We start from the raw sequence: 15,737 nt of genomic DNA, 5'->3' as shown, positions 1-15,737 counted from the left end.
TATTAACGCGCTCCAGAGCACGTTAAACGCATTTTTCTGGAACGCAAAATTATAGCCTAAAAGCACTTAAGAAACCACGGCTTATTCGCTGCTTTCACCGAGTGCAACACCTTCTCTTCTTGGATCTGCGCCACCGATTAAATGTGTTCCACGAACCTCAATGGCATGTAGTCCTGAGTTTAAGTCGCGGATCTGTACTTCATGGCCTTTTTTCTCAAAGTAAGGTGCTTGTTTTGTCAGCTCAGTGCCTTTTTCAAGCGTTGTGTACTTATTGCGATTGGTGATTTTTGGTAAATCAATCGCAGCCTGAACAGATAATCCCCAGTCCAAAACACCAACTAAGGTTTGAGCAACATAGTTGATAATACGGCTGCCACCCGGTGAGCCGACTATCAATTTAAGCGACCCATCTTTGTTAAACACCATTACGGGTGCCATAGAACTTCTTGGGCGTTTGTTTGCTTCTACCCGGTTTGCAACCCATTTATCCCCTACTTTTGGAGAAAGCGCAAAGTCGGTTAATTGGTTATTGAGTAAATATCCGTTGACCATCACCGTTGAGCCAAATGCCATTTCAATCGAGCTTGTCATAGAAATGGCATTACCCTCTGTATCTACAATCGACACATGGCTGGTCGAAGGTAATTCATAACTATCATCCATAGCATAAGCGAGTGTGCCCGAAGTTGGGTCGCCTACTGGAAAGTCGTGATTATCCATTTCACCGATAAGTTTGCTACGGCCTAATAGATATTGCTCGTTAAGCAATGCTTTTGCTGGCACTTCAACAAAATCAGGATCGGCAACGTAAAAATCTCTATCGGCAAACGCTAGGCGAGATGCTTGAGTAAAGAGGTGCAAGGCTTCAGGGTCATTTGCCTTAAACTTACCTAGGTCGTACGGCTCCAGCAGCTTCATCATTTGCAAAACGGCAATACCACCACTGCTAGGTGGTGCCATAGAGCAAACTTTATATACACGATATTCCGTACAGATAGCGTCTCGGGTTTTGCTTTTATAATGTTCTAAGTCGCTCAGCGCCAATTTGCCAGGTGCGATTTCAGACTTTTGCACAGCTTCTACTAATTGAGTGGCATTTTGCCCTTCATAAAAGGCTTGGATCCCTTGTGTTGCTACTTTGTAGTATAGGTTTGCCAAAGGCAGATTCTTTTTAAGGGTCCCTGGTTGTAGTGCTTTACCATCGGGATAAAAATACTCTTTTGCGGGACTGAGCTTTGTCAAACCTGGGTTGAGTTTTTTCTCAAGCAGCATATTTAAACGTGGAGAGACGATAAATCCGTCTCGAGCTAATTCAATCGCTGGTTTGAATAATTCCTGCCATGGCAGTTTACCGTATTTGTCATGTGCTGATTTAAACGCGTGTAGAATACCAGGCACACCAACAGAGCGACCGCCCACCACAGCCTCAATCCATCTAACCGCATTGCCCGTATCATCTAAAAATAGATCAGGACCTGCAAGTTTTGGTGCGGTTTCTCTACCATCAAAACTAATTAATTCATTGCTTTTCTTGTCGTAGTGCAGGATAAACGCCCCGCCACCTACGCCTGAAGATTGCGGCTCAACTAATGTAAGCACAAGTTGGGTTGCTATCATAGCATCAACCGCACTTCCCCCTTTTGAGAGCATCAATTGACCTGCTTTACTCGCATAGGGATTGGCAGCAACGACCATGTACTTTTCTGCGGTGCGTGCTTCTTTAGATTGGAAACCTGTTGCGGCTTCCGGCTCTCTAATTTCGATTTTTTGTTGCTCAGCTAAGGTGTTGGTTGAAAAGCTGAATGCGGCAATCACGGTTAGTGATGCAAGTGTATGTTTCATAATACCCACTTTGCTTACGTCTTATATTTGGCATCATAAAAGCAATTAGGCACAATATGCAAAAATAATAACGTGAAATCGTATGTTTGAACTTCCAACGAACAAAGAATATCTCATTGGCCCTGCGTCTTTGGCGATATTGTCAACAATACTAATGTTGTTCGGGCTTGGCCCACACTTAGATTTTGACAGAAATGCAATTGCTGATGGTGAAATATGGCGTATTTTGAGCGGTCAGTTTACCCATAGCAATTGGTATCACTTGATGTTAAACCTGCTTGGGATCTTATTTATTTGGTTATTACATGCCGAATATACAACTCTAAGAAAATATTGGCTGAATGTACTTTTTCTTGGTCTGTTTACTGGACTCATGATTTTGCTATTTTCGCCAAACATTATTGTATATACAGGCTTGAGTGGCTTATTACATGGGCTTATCGTATGGGGAGCACTTGAAGATATTAAGCGCAAGCTAACAACTGGATATCTGTTGTTTATTGGTGTGTGGGCAAAGATATGTTGGGAGCAATATGCGGGTGCAAGCGTAGATGTAGCTAAGCTGATAGACTCGAGAGTCGCCATTGAAGCACATCTATTTGGTGCAGTTGGTGGTGTGGTTTTAGCTGTTATCTATTTATTTTATAAAACAAAAAAGCCAGCTTAAGCTGGCTTTTTATCCACTCATTTGATTACAAGTTTTCTTTGAACAACTTGTATATACGACGGTATTCATCCAACCAACTTGATGGCTGTCTAAAGCCATGAGGTTCAACTGGATAAATCGCCGTTTCAAAGTCTTCCTTTTCTAGCTCAATCAGACGTTGCACTAAGCGCACAACGTCTTGGAAAAACACGTTATCATCAACCATAGGCGCATTGATCAGTAGCTTGTTTTTCAAACCTTCAGCATGATAGATAGGCGAACTGCGTTTGTATGCAATTGGGTCTACATCTGGGCGATTAAGGATATTTGAGGTATACGGGTCGTTGTAATAGGCCCAATCGGTGACCGGACGTAAAGCTGCGCCTGCTTGGAATAGATCAGGCTGAGTAAATAGCGCCATAAATGTCATAAAGCCGCCGTATGAACCACCATAAGTACCTACAGCACCACGATCAACATTAGCGTTGTTCACCATCCACTCAACACCGTCTGCCAAATCTTCTATTTCTGGTTTACCCATATGACGATAGATTGCTGTTCTCCAGTCTCGACCGTAACCTTTAGAGCCACGATAGTCCATATCCATGACGACATAGCCTTCGCTCGCGAGAAGTGAATGGAACATAAACTCTCTAAAGTAGTTAGACCAACCCATATGAGAGTTCTGCAAATAACCCGCACCATGGTTAAAGATCACAGCCTTACGATTTTTACCCGTTTCGCCTTCTTGATAATCTGCCGGGTAATATACTTTTGCGTAGACAGGCTCACCTTGATGGCTTGAAGGAACCGCAACAATCTTAGGTGCAATTAGCTTCTTATTTAAAAACGCATCTGAGACCGTATTAGTGAGTCGTGACACCGCTGCTTTTGGCGCTGCATCCGCTACATAAAGTTCTGGAGGCATCATGATTTTTGAGTGAGTTAACAACAGCTTTTGCTCATCTGGGCTTAACTGGTAATCAGTCAGGCCATCTAAATCTGTTAACTGCTCATCTTCACCGCTTGCTAAATTGACGCGATAAATTTCGTATAAACCTGGGTGATCTTTATTGGCTTTGTAATAAACAAATTGACTATCGAGGGTTAAGGTTGGTTCAGAAACCACAAACTTCCCTGAAGTCATTGCTTTTGCTTTACCGTTAAGCGGTTTAACATAAAGCTGACTATATCCAGTTTGCTCTGAAAGATAGTACAAAGCATCTTGGTTGTTTAACCAGCCAAAATCATTGTAGGTGTAATTGATCCAAGCATTGTCATGTAGGCGGTGCTGAGAAACGAATTGTTGTTTATCAAAATCTACAGTTGCTAACCATCTGTCTTTATTATCCCAAGCACCAAGCATCACTGCGACTTGAGAACCGTCACTATTCCATTGGATAGCGGATTGACTCCAGCCCCATGTGTCGATCAAGTTGATATCACGTGGTGCTTTTTCACTCTTATATGATTCACCTTTTGCCTTAGCATTTTCGCGTTTCACCTCGGCTAGTACATCTTCATCAAAGCCCGGCAAAGTATCATAGCTTAGCGTGACTTGTTCTGACTTTGCTAAATCAATGAAAATAACATCAGAACTCATTGGTTTAGTGTCTGCAACACGACGGCGAGCTTTTACCGGATCAATGTCACCGTTTTGACTCACATAGTTAGGCATGATGTCAGAATCGGAACGACTTGGTTTATCATCTGTGATCACGGCGATTAACTTGTCACCTGTCGGTGCTAAGCTAACTGAGATAAGCGTTTTTCCTTTACCTAGATAAAACTGATTATCTTGGATGCTTGTGTTATTCGCTTCTATCTCTTGATTTCTTACTTCTCGATCTTTGCTGTTTTTGTGCGTGAGCGCGACGAATTGAATCAGTTTGTGTTGCTGCTCAGCGATATATCCATTTGGCTCTTTCACCCCTTCAGGCTTATCCGCTAAATGTAACTTTACCAGTTCTTTAGTTAAGCCAGTGGCTAAATCGAATGCAAATAGCGCATTGCCTGAACGGTAAGCTAATCGGTTATCACTTAAGAATTGCGGTGCATACTCATAGTTTGAAGAATGAGTAACTTGTGTCATAGCGCCAGACTTCAGGTTTTTAACGAATATGTTGCCTTTAAATTCATAAGATTGTAGCGTCCGCTCTTTATTATAAATCGCGTTTGCAGCACCAACGGCATGCAAATCTGACAGCGAAACCGCTTCGCTTGTTTGTGCGCTACTGACTTTAAATAGATCTCTTAACTCTGAACCTGCTTGCTTACGCTTATAGAAAACGGTTTTGCTATCAGCTCCCCAGTATGCGCTTTCTGGTTGTCTTCCCAACCAATCAGGATGCGCCATTGCTTGTTTTAAGGTGATCTGCTCACCACCAAAATCAACGGGAGTAGCAACGACTTGTGGAACTGGCGAGTTGGATTCAACTTGTTGTGGTTTTGGGCTTACTTCTGTGGTTTGACAACCGGAAAGGAATAAACCTGAAGCGACTGCCATCGAGATAAGAGAGAGTTTCAACATGTGACTTTCTTATAATAGTTAAATTTGCTTAATTTAAGCAGAAAGCCAGCGGAATATCGACAGATTTAAGATTAAAAGCACGATGGGTGGGACAAAAAAAGGCCAGCATAGGGATGCTGGCCAAATACTCTCTGCGCTCACATAGTCGTTGATGGACAACGAGTATGAAATGAGGCCTATCCGCGCCTCACAATAGTAGACCGCACTATCAGAAAAGAGTTCCAAAAATAACGTTAAAAAAATTAAATTTTTTATATCTTCCCTGAGCTCTGTTACTAGGAATGAGTTAACTCAATAGTTATCATAAGCTTAGGTTTTTAGTTAACAATGGACCTTTTTTGCTAAAAACAGTAGTACTAATTCAAAATTAATTGCTGAGCGGTTTCCATAACCCCAGGGTAGTCTGCCTCAGGCAAGATGTCAGCAAGCTCTGCCAGTGCTTCACCTAACTTATGCAGTGAGTCAGCTGACACGTTGATATGCCCCATTTTTCTGCCCGGTTTCGCATCTTTGCCATACCAGTGACTGGTTGTCCCTGAGACAGCAAGAACTTGCGATGGAATGTGACTTTGCCCTAACACATTTATCATCGCGGTTGGGCGAAGCAGGTTTGTATCACCAATCGGTAAACCGGCAACGGCACGAATATGGTTTTCAAACTGGCTTACATGGGCACCTTGTTGAGACCAATGTCCTGAGTTATGTACCCTAGGTGCTATTTCATTAACTAATAATTGACCTTCAACATCGAAAAACTCAATAGCAAGTACACCAACATAATCGAGTGCATTCGCAAGTTTCGCAAATGCGTCTTCCGCTTGCGCTTGAATATTGGCTTTCTCTTTCCCGGCAATTGATAGGGTCAGTACACCATTGGTATGCTGGTTTTCAGTCAACGGATAAATTTTACATTCACCATTTTTAGCGCGCACACCAATAATCGACACTTCACGGTCAAACGGTATCATTTTTTCAGCAACGATAGAGTGAGGCTGTGCTTCAGTGCCTGCTTGCAAAAACTCGGACATTTCGTCCCAAGTACTATCTATTTCAGACTCTGATTTTACTCGCCATTGCCCTTTACCATCATAGCCTGCCTGACAGGTTTTAACGACCAACGGCATGCCTAATTCATCAATCGCTGTGAGAAAATGCGCTTTATCAGTAATGATTTTGAAAGGAGCACAAGGAACAGATGTTTTATCTAGTAGCGCTTTTTCTTTCGCGCGGTCACCACCAGTGGCTATTGCTTCTGCGCCAGGGTAGAACTTACCACTTTGTTCGCAAACCGCCAAAACATCATGTGGAATATGTTCAAATTCGGCAGTGATCGCATCAGCATTGTCAATAGCTTGCTGTAATGACTCTGGTGTTGTTGCAAAGGTAACGGGGTTTATTACCGTTTGGCTGCCAACATCATAAGCCAACACTTTTATATCAAGATGAGTTGACGATAAGCTCATCATACGGGCTAACTGTCCCGCCCCTAAAACAAGAATATTCATGTTATTTCGCAGGATCTGGATTAGCTAGTACAGTTTCTGTTTGTTCTTTTCTGAACGCTTCTACTTTTGCAAAAATTTCTGGCTGCTGACAACCTAAAATTTGAGCTGCTAGCAAACCTGCGTTTGCAGCACCAGCGTCGCCAATCGCTAACGTACCTACCGCAACACCTTTAGGCATTTGGCAAATTGATAGCAATGAGTCCACGCCATTTAGCGTTTTTGATTTTACTGGAACGCCAAGTACAGGCAGACTTGTAAATGCTGCCGCCATACCTGGTAGGTGTGCAGCACCGCCAGCACCGGCAATGATAACTTTGATCCCACGTTCTGCTGCTGTCGAAGCATAATCCGCTAAAAGCTGTGGAGTACGGTGAGCTGAAACCACTTTAGTTTCATAATCAATACCAAATTTATCTAACATTTCAGCTGCATGTTGCATTGTAGGCCAATCTGATTTTGAGCCCATAATGATGCCAACGGTCATAATAATTCCTCGACTAATTTTGAACGATACAGGGCTAAGGTCCTTCACACCTTAGCTGCGGGCATTATACCTGAGTTCGTCTTTAATGCGAAGAATCAACTTATTGCAATTATCACGCGATGGCGTCCTGAGTTATTTAGACACCACCAATTCTTCAATACTTAATGCTTTCGCACGGTTAAAGTGAGAGAAAAACGTTTTAGGACCCATAATTAAGCATAGCACCACAAGGCCACCTGGGATCAGCACCATTTTTAAAGCTGGACCAAGAATATAGCTGTAAAAAAAGATAAAAGGGATGAACAGAATGTATCCGATGAATAAGCTCAAATATTGCATAACAACTCCTATTGAAATTTAATGAGCACGCTCAATTATAATAATGAGCACGCTCATTATTTGCAAACTTTATCTCTTAAATAATCTGGAATTGTGCTACACTCTCTTCGCAAATAAAAAGGTAACCATATGAAAAAAAGAGAAATTACGTACAATAAAATTCTCAGTGCTAGCTGGCAACTTTTTCAAGACAATGGTTTTGAAAACACTACTACTCGGCAAATTGCCCAAGCAGCAAACGTGGCAACGGGAACAGTTTTCTCTCACTTCCCCACTAAGCTCGACATGCTCAAAGTCGCAATGCATAACCAAATAGATGAACTAATTAATGAAGCGAAAACAACAGATGAGCAGCATAGTGCCAGCTTAAAGTTACGTCACTATGCAAAGTATTTATTTGCTTTTTATCTTAGCAATAGAAATTTCAGTAAAGAGCTGCTTTGTGGGATTATTTGGCATAGCGAATTCTTTACGGGACAACTCAATTTGTTCAAACACTTGTTATTCAGTGAGCAGGAATACAATGAGTTGAAAGCAACCGTTATGATGGATTGCTACTTTATGACCTTATTAGAAGGGTTAAGCAATGAGCATAGCTCTGTTGACCAGATGCTGCATTCCCTATCTCAGAAGTTGAAATTGGTTAGTCAATAATTTGTATGATGTGTTCTTTTTGAATATTAATGCGAATTTACTTGTGCTTTTGAACTTCTGACCATATAAAGCATCTAGGACTAGTGTAATAAGCAAGTGCTTGGGAAAAGTTACTTAGTTCCTTATTTTTGTCTAACGAGGTCAAAATGAAACGCGTCATCTTATTCCTTATCACTAACTTAGCAGTGATGCTTGTGTTAGGAATTGTGTTATCTGTCTTAATGTCTGTGTTTGGTATTTCTAGCCGAAGCTATACAGGCATTATGGTTATTGCTGCCGTATTTGGATTCGGTGGTTCTTTTATCTCTCTTTACATGTCTAAGTGGATCGCAAAAAAATCCACAGGGGCCCATGTTATTGAGCAACCACGAAACGAGACTGAACATTGGTTAGTTTCTACTGTCGCAGAGCAAGCTAAAAAAGCAGGAATTGCAATGCCAGAAGTTGCGATTTACGACAGCCCTGAAATGAATGCGTTTGCAACCGGGCCGAGTAAAAATAACAGCTTAGTTGCTGTAAGTACTGGCCTACTTCACAACATGAATCAGGATCAAGCAGAGGCAGTTCTTGCGCACGAAGTGTCGCACGTTGCAAATGGCGACATGGTTACACTTACCTTGATCCAAGGTGTTGTAAATACCTTTGTTATATTCTTCGCTAAAGTATTGGCGGGTATTGTTGACAACTTCTTGAATAGCGATGAAGAAGAGTCAGGTGGAAGCTGGACATATTTTATCTTTGATATGATATTCCAGATCCTCTTTGGTATTTTGGCGTCTGTTGTTGTCGCTTACTTTAGTCGTAAACGAGAATTCGCAGCTGATAAAGGTGCAGCGGATTTAGTCGGTGCGCAAAAAATGCGTTCAGCACTAGAGCGTTTGAAGCACAACCATGAATCGCAATTAGAAGGCTCAATGATGGCTTTTGGTATTGCTTCAGGTAAGTCTGTTGCAGACTTCTTTGCTTCTCACCCGCCACTTGATGAAAGAATTAAAGCACTTTCGTAATTCTTTTCAAATTCTTATTAGGGCAACTGTTAAGTTGCCCTTTTTTATAACCCAATCTTATACAGATTGTTTCCAGCTGCGCAAAACCCCAAACGCTTGAGTAGGTTTAATGAGCGAAGATTATCAGCAGATACATGCGCCAGAATCACATTGAGCCTAAATTCAATCTGGCTTTTGTTTGCAAATAGACAACGTAAAGCTTCAAACATCACGCCTTTACCCCAATAATCAGGCAGTAATTCATAGCCAATATGTAGGCCCTCAATATCACCCTCTTCGTGATAGAAACCAATACAACCAATCACCGCTTTAGTGTTTTTACACACAAGACAAAAGCGTCCACCTCTACCTTCATATTGACGCTCAATATCCATTTGGATCATGCATTTAAGGTCTACTTCAGTGAGGTTATCACCGTAATCGTTATACACTTTTACCTGCGGTAAATTAAGTAGCGCCAATAACTGCGGATTATCTTTGTGCCTTATCGGCCTGATGACTAGCCTTGGTGTTTCAAATTCCATAAAATGCTCAGGTCTATGTTTCTGCCGCAATGGTAGCACTTATTGCAGCAAATACACCTTTCAATATTATGATCGCTTGCATTGCTTTATAATTTAGCATTTTTGGAGAATGAATATGAGTCAAGAGTTCACCGTTATCCCCCAACGACAAAGGTTTACTGCCCACAAAGAGGTGAAGGCTGGACGTTAACGGGCATTACAGGGATCGATGAAAACGCATCAGTGATGTTCTCTGGCGTACGCTATACCATCTCAGCAAAAGAAATCGTTGAGTCATTATTACCAAACTTTAAAAATAGGCAAGAATCAAATAATTAATACTTTTTAATTATTTTACTGTTGTAAAAGTGTAAATTATGATCAATTATAGCGCTAGATTGCAAAGTCAATAATGGAAGCGCCCGCCTTAAAGGATTAAGTCATCGCATTGAGTTGGACTCAATTGCGAAGACATTGCTTTGTGTTGTTTTAAGTTACAGGACGTAAACTTTTTAGGGTTCCTGCTATGTTAAAAGCATCACTCACAACACTTGGTTTACTCTCAACATTACTTTCCACATACACCTATGCAGATAGTTGCCCAGGTCAGGTTTTTGGTATTAACGCTGGCCGCGGCGATATTGGTATTTTGTTTGGCCTAGATGAAGGTGCAGGACAAGCCAGCGCCAATAGTTTAGCCGCTTTTAGTTCGGCTGCACTCGCCTATGATACTAGCAGTGCACGTTGGTACTATGCATCCGCACCAAGGCCAATCGACTATAAAGTTGATACCAGTCATCTAAACTTACCAGCTGACGCAGATATTCCCATTGAAGGTAAAAAACATCGCTATATTCAACTAGCATATTTTGATGGAACCTCTCATACCATTGTCGGTAGAACGGCTTATTTGGTGGGATTGGCATATGACAGCACAAACGATAGACTCATTGGAACGAGTTACGATTCTATTTACAGCATAGATAAAAACACAGGCGACGCAACTAAGCTCTCGGACCTCCCCTCATTGGCGGGAAAATACCGCGGCGATCTTGAGTTTTATAATGGTCGCTTAATCCTAGTCACTAGTGCAGCCGTTTACCAAGTTAATACCAATGACTTTTCTGTGACTAAATTATCTGATCACGACCTAACTGCCGTTACAGGGGCAAGCCTTAATAGTAACGGAGAGCTTATTATCAGTCGCGTTATCATTAATGACGCCGGACACACCAACAAAAGCGCGATTTATAAGCTAAACCCTGATACAGGAAGCACATGTTATATCAATACATTACCAATACGAGTAAATGACCTCGCATATAACCCAAATGGTAGCAGTACATGCTATACCGTTTCTGGTTGCGGCGGCACACCAACCCCTCCTTCGCCACCTTCTTTTACGTTAACGAGTATTGAAAACACGGTTTATGAAGGAAGTACCCTTAGCTATCAAATTACCTTAAGTAAGGCCTTCGAGCAGGACGTCAGCTTTTCGGTGGCGGTCAATGATGTGACAACGCAATCAAATGACTACGTAGCACCATCTACTTCATTGGTAATACCTGCGGGCAGCACAACTGCTACCATTCAAATAGCAACAATAGATGATGCTGAGTACACTGGCGATCGGGAACTCTCTTTGAGCGTAACAGGCGCGAGCAATACCTCAGGCAATGAAACCCTATCGGGAAACATACTCGACAATGAAACCGCATGTGTGCCTGACAACTACACGCGGATTAATTACGCGTTCGTCAGAGAAGACTCATTATTCAATAATGACTGGGGTATCAAAGTAAATGGCCAGTATATTAAATTGCTTGATGAATACGGAAGTGCCGGCAGCTATGACATCCTTCAAGGACAATCCTTTACCTATGTGCTCGCTATTGATGGTAACAGCAATACACTATCAACCAAGTACCAAGTCTCAGGTACCAACCAACGTTGGGAAGATCAAAACGATAATGATTACAATGACTTTGAGGTCAGTGTGACAACACAAACCATTCAAAAAGGTTGTAACTAACAGACTCAAAGCGGCTTACTACTTTTAGAAGCCGCTTTATTTAACCTGATGTAATGGTCTCCTCCCACACTCGGCATCGGTGTGCCATGATTGAATTGCAAACAATCGAAATGGGAGAAGACCAAATGCAGATTACAACAATCAGTATCGACATCGCAAAAAATATTTTTCATTTTATTGGATGTAACCTATCCAATAAGATTGTAGTAAAGAAAGCTATTAAACGTCGTCAACTACTGACTTATTTGGCACAAATGCCAAATTGTAAATTAGTCATGGAAGCGTGTGGAACCTCTAATTATTGGGGTCGTGAAATTAGCCAATTAGGTTTTCAAGTTGAGCTCATACCACCACAACACGTGAAGCCATTTTTGACGGGGAATAAAAATGATTACAACGATGCGTATGCAATTTTAATTGCATCACAGCAGGCACATATTCGCTCAGTTCCAGTGAAAACATTAGAGCAGCAAGATAGTCAAACAATCCATAAAGTGAGAGAGCTTGCAATTGGTCAACGAACAGCACTGAGTAATCAAATTCGAGGTTTGCTACTTGAGTACGGCATTGCCATTACTAAAGGTATCGAAAATGTTCGCAAAGAAGTGGCTGCTTTGTTAGGTGAGGAGCGAGTATTGACCGCGAGCTTTAAACAAGTGCTTAGCCAACTCTATAAACTCCTACAAGTGCTTGATGAAAGTATTGAAACGTACAATCAACAGATAAAAGAGCAAGTTAAAAACAATGAGATATGCGTCAATTTACAGAGTATTCCGGGCATAGGGCCAATAGTTGCAAGTAGTTACTTTAACGAAGTGGGGAATGGTAGTGGTTATACAAAAGGGCGAGATGTTTCAGCCTCATTAGGTCTCGTGCCCAAGCAACGTAGTACGGGTGGAAAATCAGTTTTGCTCGGGATAAGTAAGCGTGGTAATCGATATTTGAGATGTTTACTTATTCAAGGGGCGAAATCGGTTGTATCGAGAGCAAAGTATAAAACAGACCAACTGAGTCTTTGGATAAATCGACTTGTACAAACGCGAGGGCATAATAAAGCCTGTGTCGCTTATGCCAATAAAATGGCTAGAGTGGCCTGGGCAATTACAGTATCAAAAGAGGCATATCAAGCAAGATAAGTAGATTTCTTTCACCGAATTGCGAAAGTGACTGAAGTAGATGACATAACAGGTCAAACCGGCATATTGAAAACCTGTCGAGCTCAGGGGTAGCTAAATACCGATAACCTGATTAGGGCAATATGCGCGATTTACATCTAGGTCAGAGTTTCAAATAAAACTCATTAACAGACCGTATATATGACAGCAATCCTGTCCCTGTTATTTACTAAAGAAACCTTGCAATAAGGGAGGAGACCATATATGAACTCGGGATAAGAAGTAAGTTAATCCACTAAAATCACTAAGTTAAAAAGCGTAATATCACTCTAGCCAGAAGTTATTTCTTAATACAAGGCAAATTTGTGCGTCAATAGCTGGACTATTGCAAGCAAATTTAACGCAGTAGTAAGGGATAACAGCTGCCAGAGAACAAATTGTTATCTCGAATTCAGGTTATTTAATATTAACTGGTGCCCGATTTAAGCTCAAACAACTCGAGTAACGCTGAGCGAAGCTGTAGCTTTGGTGTGCCCTCACTGTAAGGCGCTGTTGCAAGCAGCGGGCAGTCTAGGCGAAGCTTTAAACTTTCAAGGTTTTCTTCAAATACAGACATCTCAGGGTCAATCTGATTTGCTATCCACCCCACCAAATTCAACCCTTTTTGCTTGATAGATTCTGCCGTTAAAAACGCATGATTCAAACATCCAAGCTTCATGCCAACCACTAATATAACGGGAAGTTGTGCTCTGGCGACCCAATCATACAGATATTCATTGTCGTTAATGGGCAGTGCCCAGCCACCTGCACCTTCACATAATATATACTCAGCGCCCAGTTGCTGAATTTCACTAAAGCGCTCGTGTAGCTTATCGACTGTAATGTCAACATTTACCTGTTTGGCTGCAATATGCGGGGCAATTGGTGGTGCAAAACAAAATGGGTTCACTTGCTCGTAAGTACCGTGCACCGTCGCAGCTTCCATTAAACTGATAGCATCAACGTTCACTAGTTCACCAAATGCCTCTTCAGCATCTGCCGCAATCGGCTTAAAGCCAAAAGCCTTTTTGCCGTGCTTGGCTAACAGTTTCAGTAATAGAGTAGAAATATAAGTTTTACCTACTTCAGTGTCGGTCCCAGTTACAAAATATGCTTGATTCATTTCCTTAACTCCAAAAACCCGACTTGATAACTTACATCAAAACCATTTTCACTCTCAGGGTAGCTGCTCAACAGCTGAGCGTAGGCTGATTTGCCTAACAAACCTTGTCGACGAGAAGCTGCTTTTACATCGTTGGCACCGATATTTTTTACCGAGCGCAACGCCTTTATTGGCGTGTCATAACTATCAATTAATAACGCTTCATCCGCCCAAGTCACTTCGAATCCGGCCTGTAGCGCAAAGGATTTAAGTGTAGACAGCGAATAAAATGAATTGATATGGCCACATTGATCGATGGCTCGCCATGCGCTATTGATTTCGTTTAACGAGCCGTCTAGCACGGAGCTTAGCAACACTCGTCCTTCTTTTTTTAGTACTTCATACAATTGCGCAAACAACGCTTGTGGGGAATTAGACCACTGAATTGCAAAATTACTAAAGACTAAGTCGATACAATTTGACTGAATAGCGAGTTTATCCATATCACAGCAAACACTATTTGTCGTATTTTCAGCGCTTGCCAACATCGCCAAGCTAAGATCCGCTCCAACATAATGATTCGTGAAGGCGTTTAATCTATGAAAGTTTTCATGTGGCCCGCATCCTAAATCGAGCAACCTAGGAAACATACGCACCGCACCAAGCTCGCTATTTTGCTGTGTTAAACGTGAAAAGAGTACATCTGCGGCCTGTTTTTGTACGTTAGCGTGTTGAGAGTATGATTGCGCGGCTTTTGAAAAGCACTTTGCTGTTTGCGTATTTTGTGCTTTGCTCATGCTCCCTCCACTAAGGCCGAAACCAATTTGTCTATATCTTCGTGACTGTGCTGTGCCGTTATTGTTATTCGCAATCGTGCGGTATTTTGCGGCACAGTTGGTGGCCTAATAGCGCCAACCCAAAGCCCCTTTTCCTTAAGTTTATGTTGCGCCGCTAATACATTTTCACTGCTACCATACACCAGAGGCTGTATGGCCGTATCACTAGGAATGGGAGATAAGTTAGTTTGTGCAACTAACCACTTAAAATAGTCGATGTTTACTTGTAATTTGTGTCTCGCTTCAGATGCAGCAAGCAACCTATTCAATTGGCATAATGCAACGCTTGCCATAATAGGCGACAACGCTGTTGTATAGATAAACTCACGATTAAATTGCATCATGTAATTTATCACATCATGATTCGCTAATACCGCAGCTCCTTGACAGCCCATCGCTTTGCCAAAGGTGATCACCAAAATTTCAGGTTTAATGCCGCTTTCAATCGTGCCAAGTCCTTGCGCTCCCACAGCGCCAAACGCATGAGCGTCGTCTACCATGAGCCACGCAGAATGAGACTTAGCCAGCACACTGATTTCAGATACTGGCGCTTGGTCTCCATCCATAGAAAACACCCCTTCAGTCACAATGAGTTTACTGTCGGCTTTGGTTTTTTCTAATCGAGACCTTAAGTGCGTCAAATTATTGTGATTAAAGCGAACAAACTTAGCGCAGCCCGCTAAACCACCGTCTAACAGACTGGCATGGTTGAGCTTATCTTGGAACACCGCAGCGCTTAATTGTTTTTCTTGGGGCGTGAACAATGCCTTTAACACACTGGTATTAGCAGCAAAACCGCTTGGAAACAACAGTGCTGCATCATAACCCAAAACGCTGCAAAGCTTATCTTCTAGCTGACGGTGAATATCAAGATAACCCGTAACAAGCGCCGAACTTCGGCTTCCGGCTTCAGTGCATACGAGCGTATTAAACTCCAACGAGTCTGCAAGTCCCAGGTAGTCATTGCTGGCAAAGTTAATATATTGCTGATCAGCAATTTGAATTCTACTTGCAGAGGCCTTTTCAACCACAATGCGCTTTCTTAGCAACCCTTCAGCGTGACGGGCTGCTAAGGCAGATTGAATATACTCAAACGACATTGA

14 protein-coding genes and 1 pseudogene are annotated in these 15,737 nt (G+C 42.0%); 6 read left to right on the top strand and 9 right to left on the bottom strand.

From position 1 onward, the window contains the following. Positions 1-81: 81 nt before the first annotated feature. A complete protein-coding gene (gene ggt / locus PPIS_RS05390; protein WP_010372875.1) occupies positions 82-1,842 on the bottom strand; it encodes a gamma-glutamyltransferase in 1,761 nt (586 codons plus the stop codon). 82 nt (positions 1,843-1,924) lie between these two features. On the opposite strand from ggt, the gene rrtA reads away from it, so the two are divergent. Further along, positions 1,925-2,509 (top strand): rhombosortase, encoded by a 585-nt coding sequence (gene rrtA, locus PPIS_RS05385; protein WP_010372877.1) that lies wholly within the window; start codon positions 1,925-1,927, stop codon positions 2,507-2,509. Between the two features lie 25 nt (positions 2,510-2,534). Here the strand turns inward: rrtA and PPIS_RS05380 are convergent, their stop codons facing one another. From PPIS_RS05380 to PPIS_RS05365, 4 genes are all read right to left on the bottom strand, one after another. Next, entirely contained in the window at positions 2,535-5,018 is a 2,484-nt protein-coding gene (locus PPIS_RS05380; protein ID WP_010372879.1) for a S9 family peptidase, read from the bottom strand. Between the two features lie 356 nt (positions 5,019-5,374). Next, positions 5,375-6,523, bottom strand: coding sequence for a 5-(carboxyamino)imidazole ribonucleotide synthase (locus PPIS_RS05375; protein ID WP_021032613.1), 1,149 nt, complete (start codon positions 6,521-6,523; stop codon positions 5,375-5,377). 1 nt (position 6,524) lies between these two features. Continuing rightward, positions 6,525-7,007 (bottom strand): 5-(carboxyamino)imidazole ribonucleotide mutase, encoded by a 483-nt coding sequence (purE, locus tag PPIS_RS05370; protein WP_010372883.1) that lies wholly within the window; start codon positions 7,005-7,007, stop codon positions 6,525-6,527. 132 nt (positions 7,008-7,139) lie between these two features. Beyond that, positions 7,140-7,346, bottom strand: coding sequence for a hypothetical protein (locus PPIS_RS05365; RefSeq protein ID WP_010372884.1), 207 nt, complete (start codon positions 7,344-7,346; stop codon positions 7,140-7,142). Between the two features lie 129 nt (positions 7,347-7,475). Here PPIS_RS05365 and PPIS_RS05360 point away from each other — a divergent pair, with 129 nt between their 5' ends. Both PPIS_RS05360 and htpX read left to right on the top strand, forming a co-directional pair. Then, positions 7,476-8,000, top strand: coding sequence for a TetR/AcrR family transcriptional regulator (locus PPIS_RS05360; protein WP_010372886.1), 525 nt, complete (start codon positions 7,476-7,478; stop codon positions 7,998-8,000). A 146-nt stretch (positions 8,001-8,146) separates the two neighbouring features. Further along, complete coding sequence (gene htpX / locus PPIS_RS05355; protein ID WP_010372888.1) at positions 8,147-9,007, top strand: protease HtpX; 861 nt, start codon at positions 8,147-8,149, stop codon at positions 9,005-9,007. 44 nt (positions 9,008-9,051) lie between these two features. On the opposite strand, the gene PPIS_RS05350 is transcribed toward htpX, so the two are convergent. Next, entirely contained in the window at positions 9,052-9,531 is a 480-nt protein-coding gene (locus tag PPIS_RS05350) for a GNAT family N-acetyltransferase (protein WP_010372889.1), read from the bottom strand. Between the two features lie 115 nt (positions 9,532-9,646). On the opposite strand from PPIS_RS05350, the pseudogene PPIS_RS05345 reads away from it, so the two are divergent. From PPIS_RS05345 to PPIS_RS05335, 3 genes and pseudogenes are all read left to right on the top strand, one after another. Then, positions 9,647-9,849, top strand: a pseudogene (locus tag PPIS_RS05345) (hypothetical protein). 187 nt (positions 9,850-10,036) lie between these two features. Next, positions 10,037-11,542 (top strand): hemolysin-type calcium-binding region, encoded by a 1,506-nt coding sequence (locus tag PPIS_RS05340; protein WP_010372895.1) that lies wholly within the window; start codon positions 10,037-10,039, stop codon positions 11,540-11,542. A gap of 125 nt (positions 11,543-11,667) precedes the next feature. Further along, positions 11,668-12,678, top strand: a complete 1,011-nt coding sequence (locus PPIS_RS05335) for an IS110 family RNA-guided transposase (RefSeq protein ID WP_039956069.1) — start codon at positions 11,668-11,670, stop codon at positions 12,676-12,678. Between the two features lie 445 nt (positions 12,679-13,123). Here the strand turns inward: PPIS_RS05335 and bioD are convergent, their stop codons facing one another. Genes bioD through PPIS_RS05320 form a run of 3 tightly spaced genes read right to left on the bottom strand, consistent with a single transcriptional unit; the run spans position 13,124 to position 15,734 of the window. Further along, positions 13,124-13,819, bottom strand: coding sequence for a dethiobiotin synthase (gene bioD / locus PPIS_RS05330; protein ID WP_010379438.1), 696 nt, complete (start codon positions 13,817-13,819; stop codon positions 13,124-13,126). After that, on the bottom strand, positions 13,816-14,595 hold the full coding sequence (locus PPIS_RS05325; RefSeq protein ID WP_010379437.1) for a methyltransferase domain-containing protein: 780 nt from the start codon (positions 14,593-14,595) through the stop codon (positions 13,816-13,818). The genes bioD and PPIS_RS05325 overlap by 4 nt, the downstream gene beginning before the upstream one ends. Then, positions 14,592-15,734, bottom strand: coding sequence for an aminotransferase class I/II-fold pyridoxal phosphate-dependent enzyme (locus PPIS_RS05320; RefSeq protein WP_010379435.1), 1,143 nt, complete (start codon positions 15,732-15,734; stop codon positions 14,592-14,594). Before PPIS_RS05320 ends, PPIS_RS05325 begins: the two co-directional genes overlap by 4 nt. Positions 15,735-15,737 lie beyond the last annotated feature (3 nt).

It is taken from the genome of Pseudoalteromonas piscicida (assembly GCF_000238315.3).
GTDB classification, from domain to species: domain Bacteria; phylum Pseudomonadota; class Gammaproteobacteria; order Enterobacterales; family Alteromonadaceae; genus Pseudoalteromonas; species Pseudoalteromonas piscicida.
Note: the sequence above shows the minus strand (reverse complement) of the source record. Positions and strands in the feature narration are given on the sequence as shown.

What these genes read in the sequence shown, in the direction of transcription:
- PPIS_RS05375 (WP_021032613.1), bottom strand. Translation starts at nt 6,523, where the DNA reads ATGAATATTCTTGTTTTAGGGGCGGGACAGTTAGCCCGTATGATGAGC.
- bioD (WP_010379438.1), bottom strand. Translation starts at nt 13,819, where the DNA reads ATGAATCAAGCATATTTTGTAACTGGGACCGACACTGAAGTAGGTAAA.
- purE (WP_010372883.1), bottom strand. Translation starts at nt 7,007, where the DNA reads ATGACCGTTGGCATCATTATGGGCTCAAAATCAGATTGGCCTACAATG.
- PPIS_RS05360 (WP_010372886.1), top strand. Translation starts at nt 7,476, where the DNA reads ATGAAAAAAAGAGAAATTACGTACAATAAAATTCTCAGTGCTAGCTGG.
- PPIS_RS05325 (WP_010379437.1), bottom strand. Translation starts at nt 14,595, where the DNA reads ATGAGCAAAGCACAAAATACGCAAACAGCAAAGTGCTTTTCAAAAGCC.
- PPIS_RS05320 (WP_010379435.1), bottom strand. Translation starts at nt 15,734, where the DNA reads ATGTCGTTTGAGTATATTCAATCTGCCTTAGCAGCCCGTCACGCTGAA.
- PPIS_RS05335 (WP_039956069.1), top strand. Translation starts at nt 11,668, where the DNA reads ATGCAGATTACAACAATCAGTATCGACATCGCAAAAAATATTTTTCAT.
- PPIS_RS05380 (WP_010372879.1), bottom strand. Translation starts at nt 5,018, where the DNA reads ATGTTGAAACTCTCTCTTATCTCGATGGCAGTCGCTTCAGGTTTATTC.
- rrtA (WP_010372877.1), top strand. Translation starts at nt 1,925, where the DNA reads ATGTTTGAACTTCCAACGAACAAAGAATATCTCATTGGCCCTGCGTCT.
- PPIS_RS05340 (WP_010372895.1), top strand. Translation starts at nt 10,037, where the DNA reads ATGTTAAAAGCATCACTCACAACACTTGGTTTACTCTCAACATTACTT.
- htpX (WP_010372888.1), top strand. Translation starts at nt 8,147, where the DNA reads ATGAAACGCGTCATCTTATTCCTTATCACTAACTTAGCAGTGATGCTT.
- PPIS_RS05350 (WP_010372889.1), bottom strand. Translation starts at nt 9,531, where the DNA reads ATGGAATTTGAAACACCAAGGCTAGTCATCAGGCCGATAAGGCACAAA.
- ggt (WP_010372875.1), bottom strand. Translation starts at nt 1,842, where the DNA reads ATGAAACATACACTTGCATCACTAACCGTGATTGCCGCATTCAGCTTT.
- PPIS_RS05365 (WP_010372884.1), bottom strand. Translation starts at nt 7,346, where the DNA reads ATGCAATATTTGAGCTTATTCATCGGATACATTCTGTTCATCCCTTTT.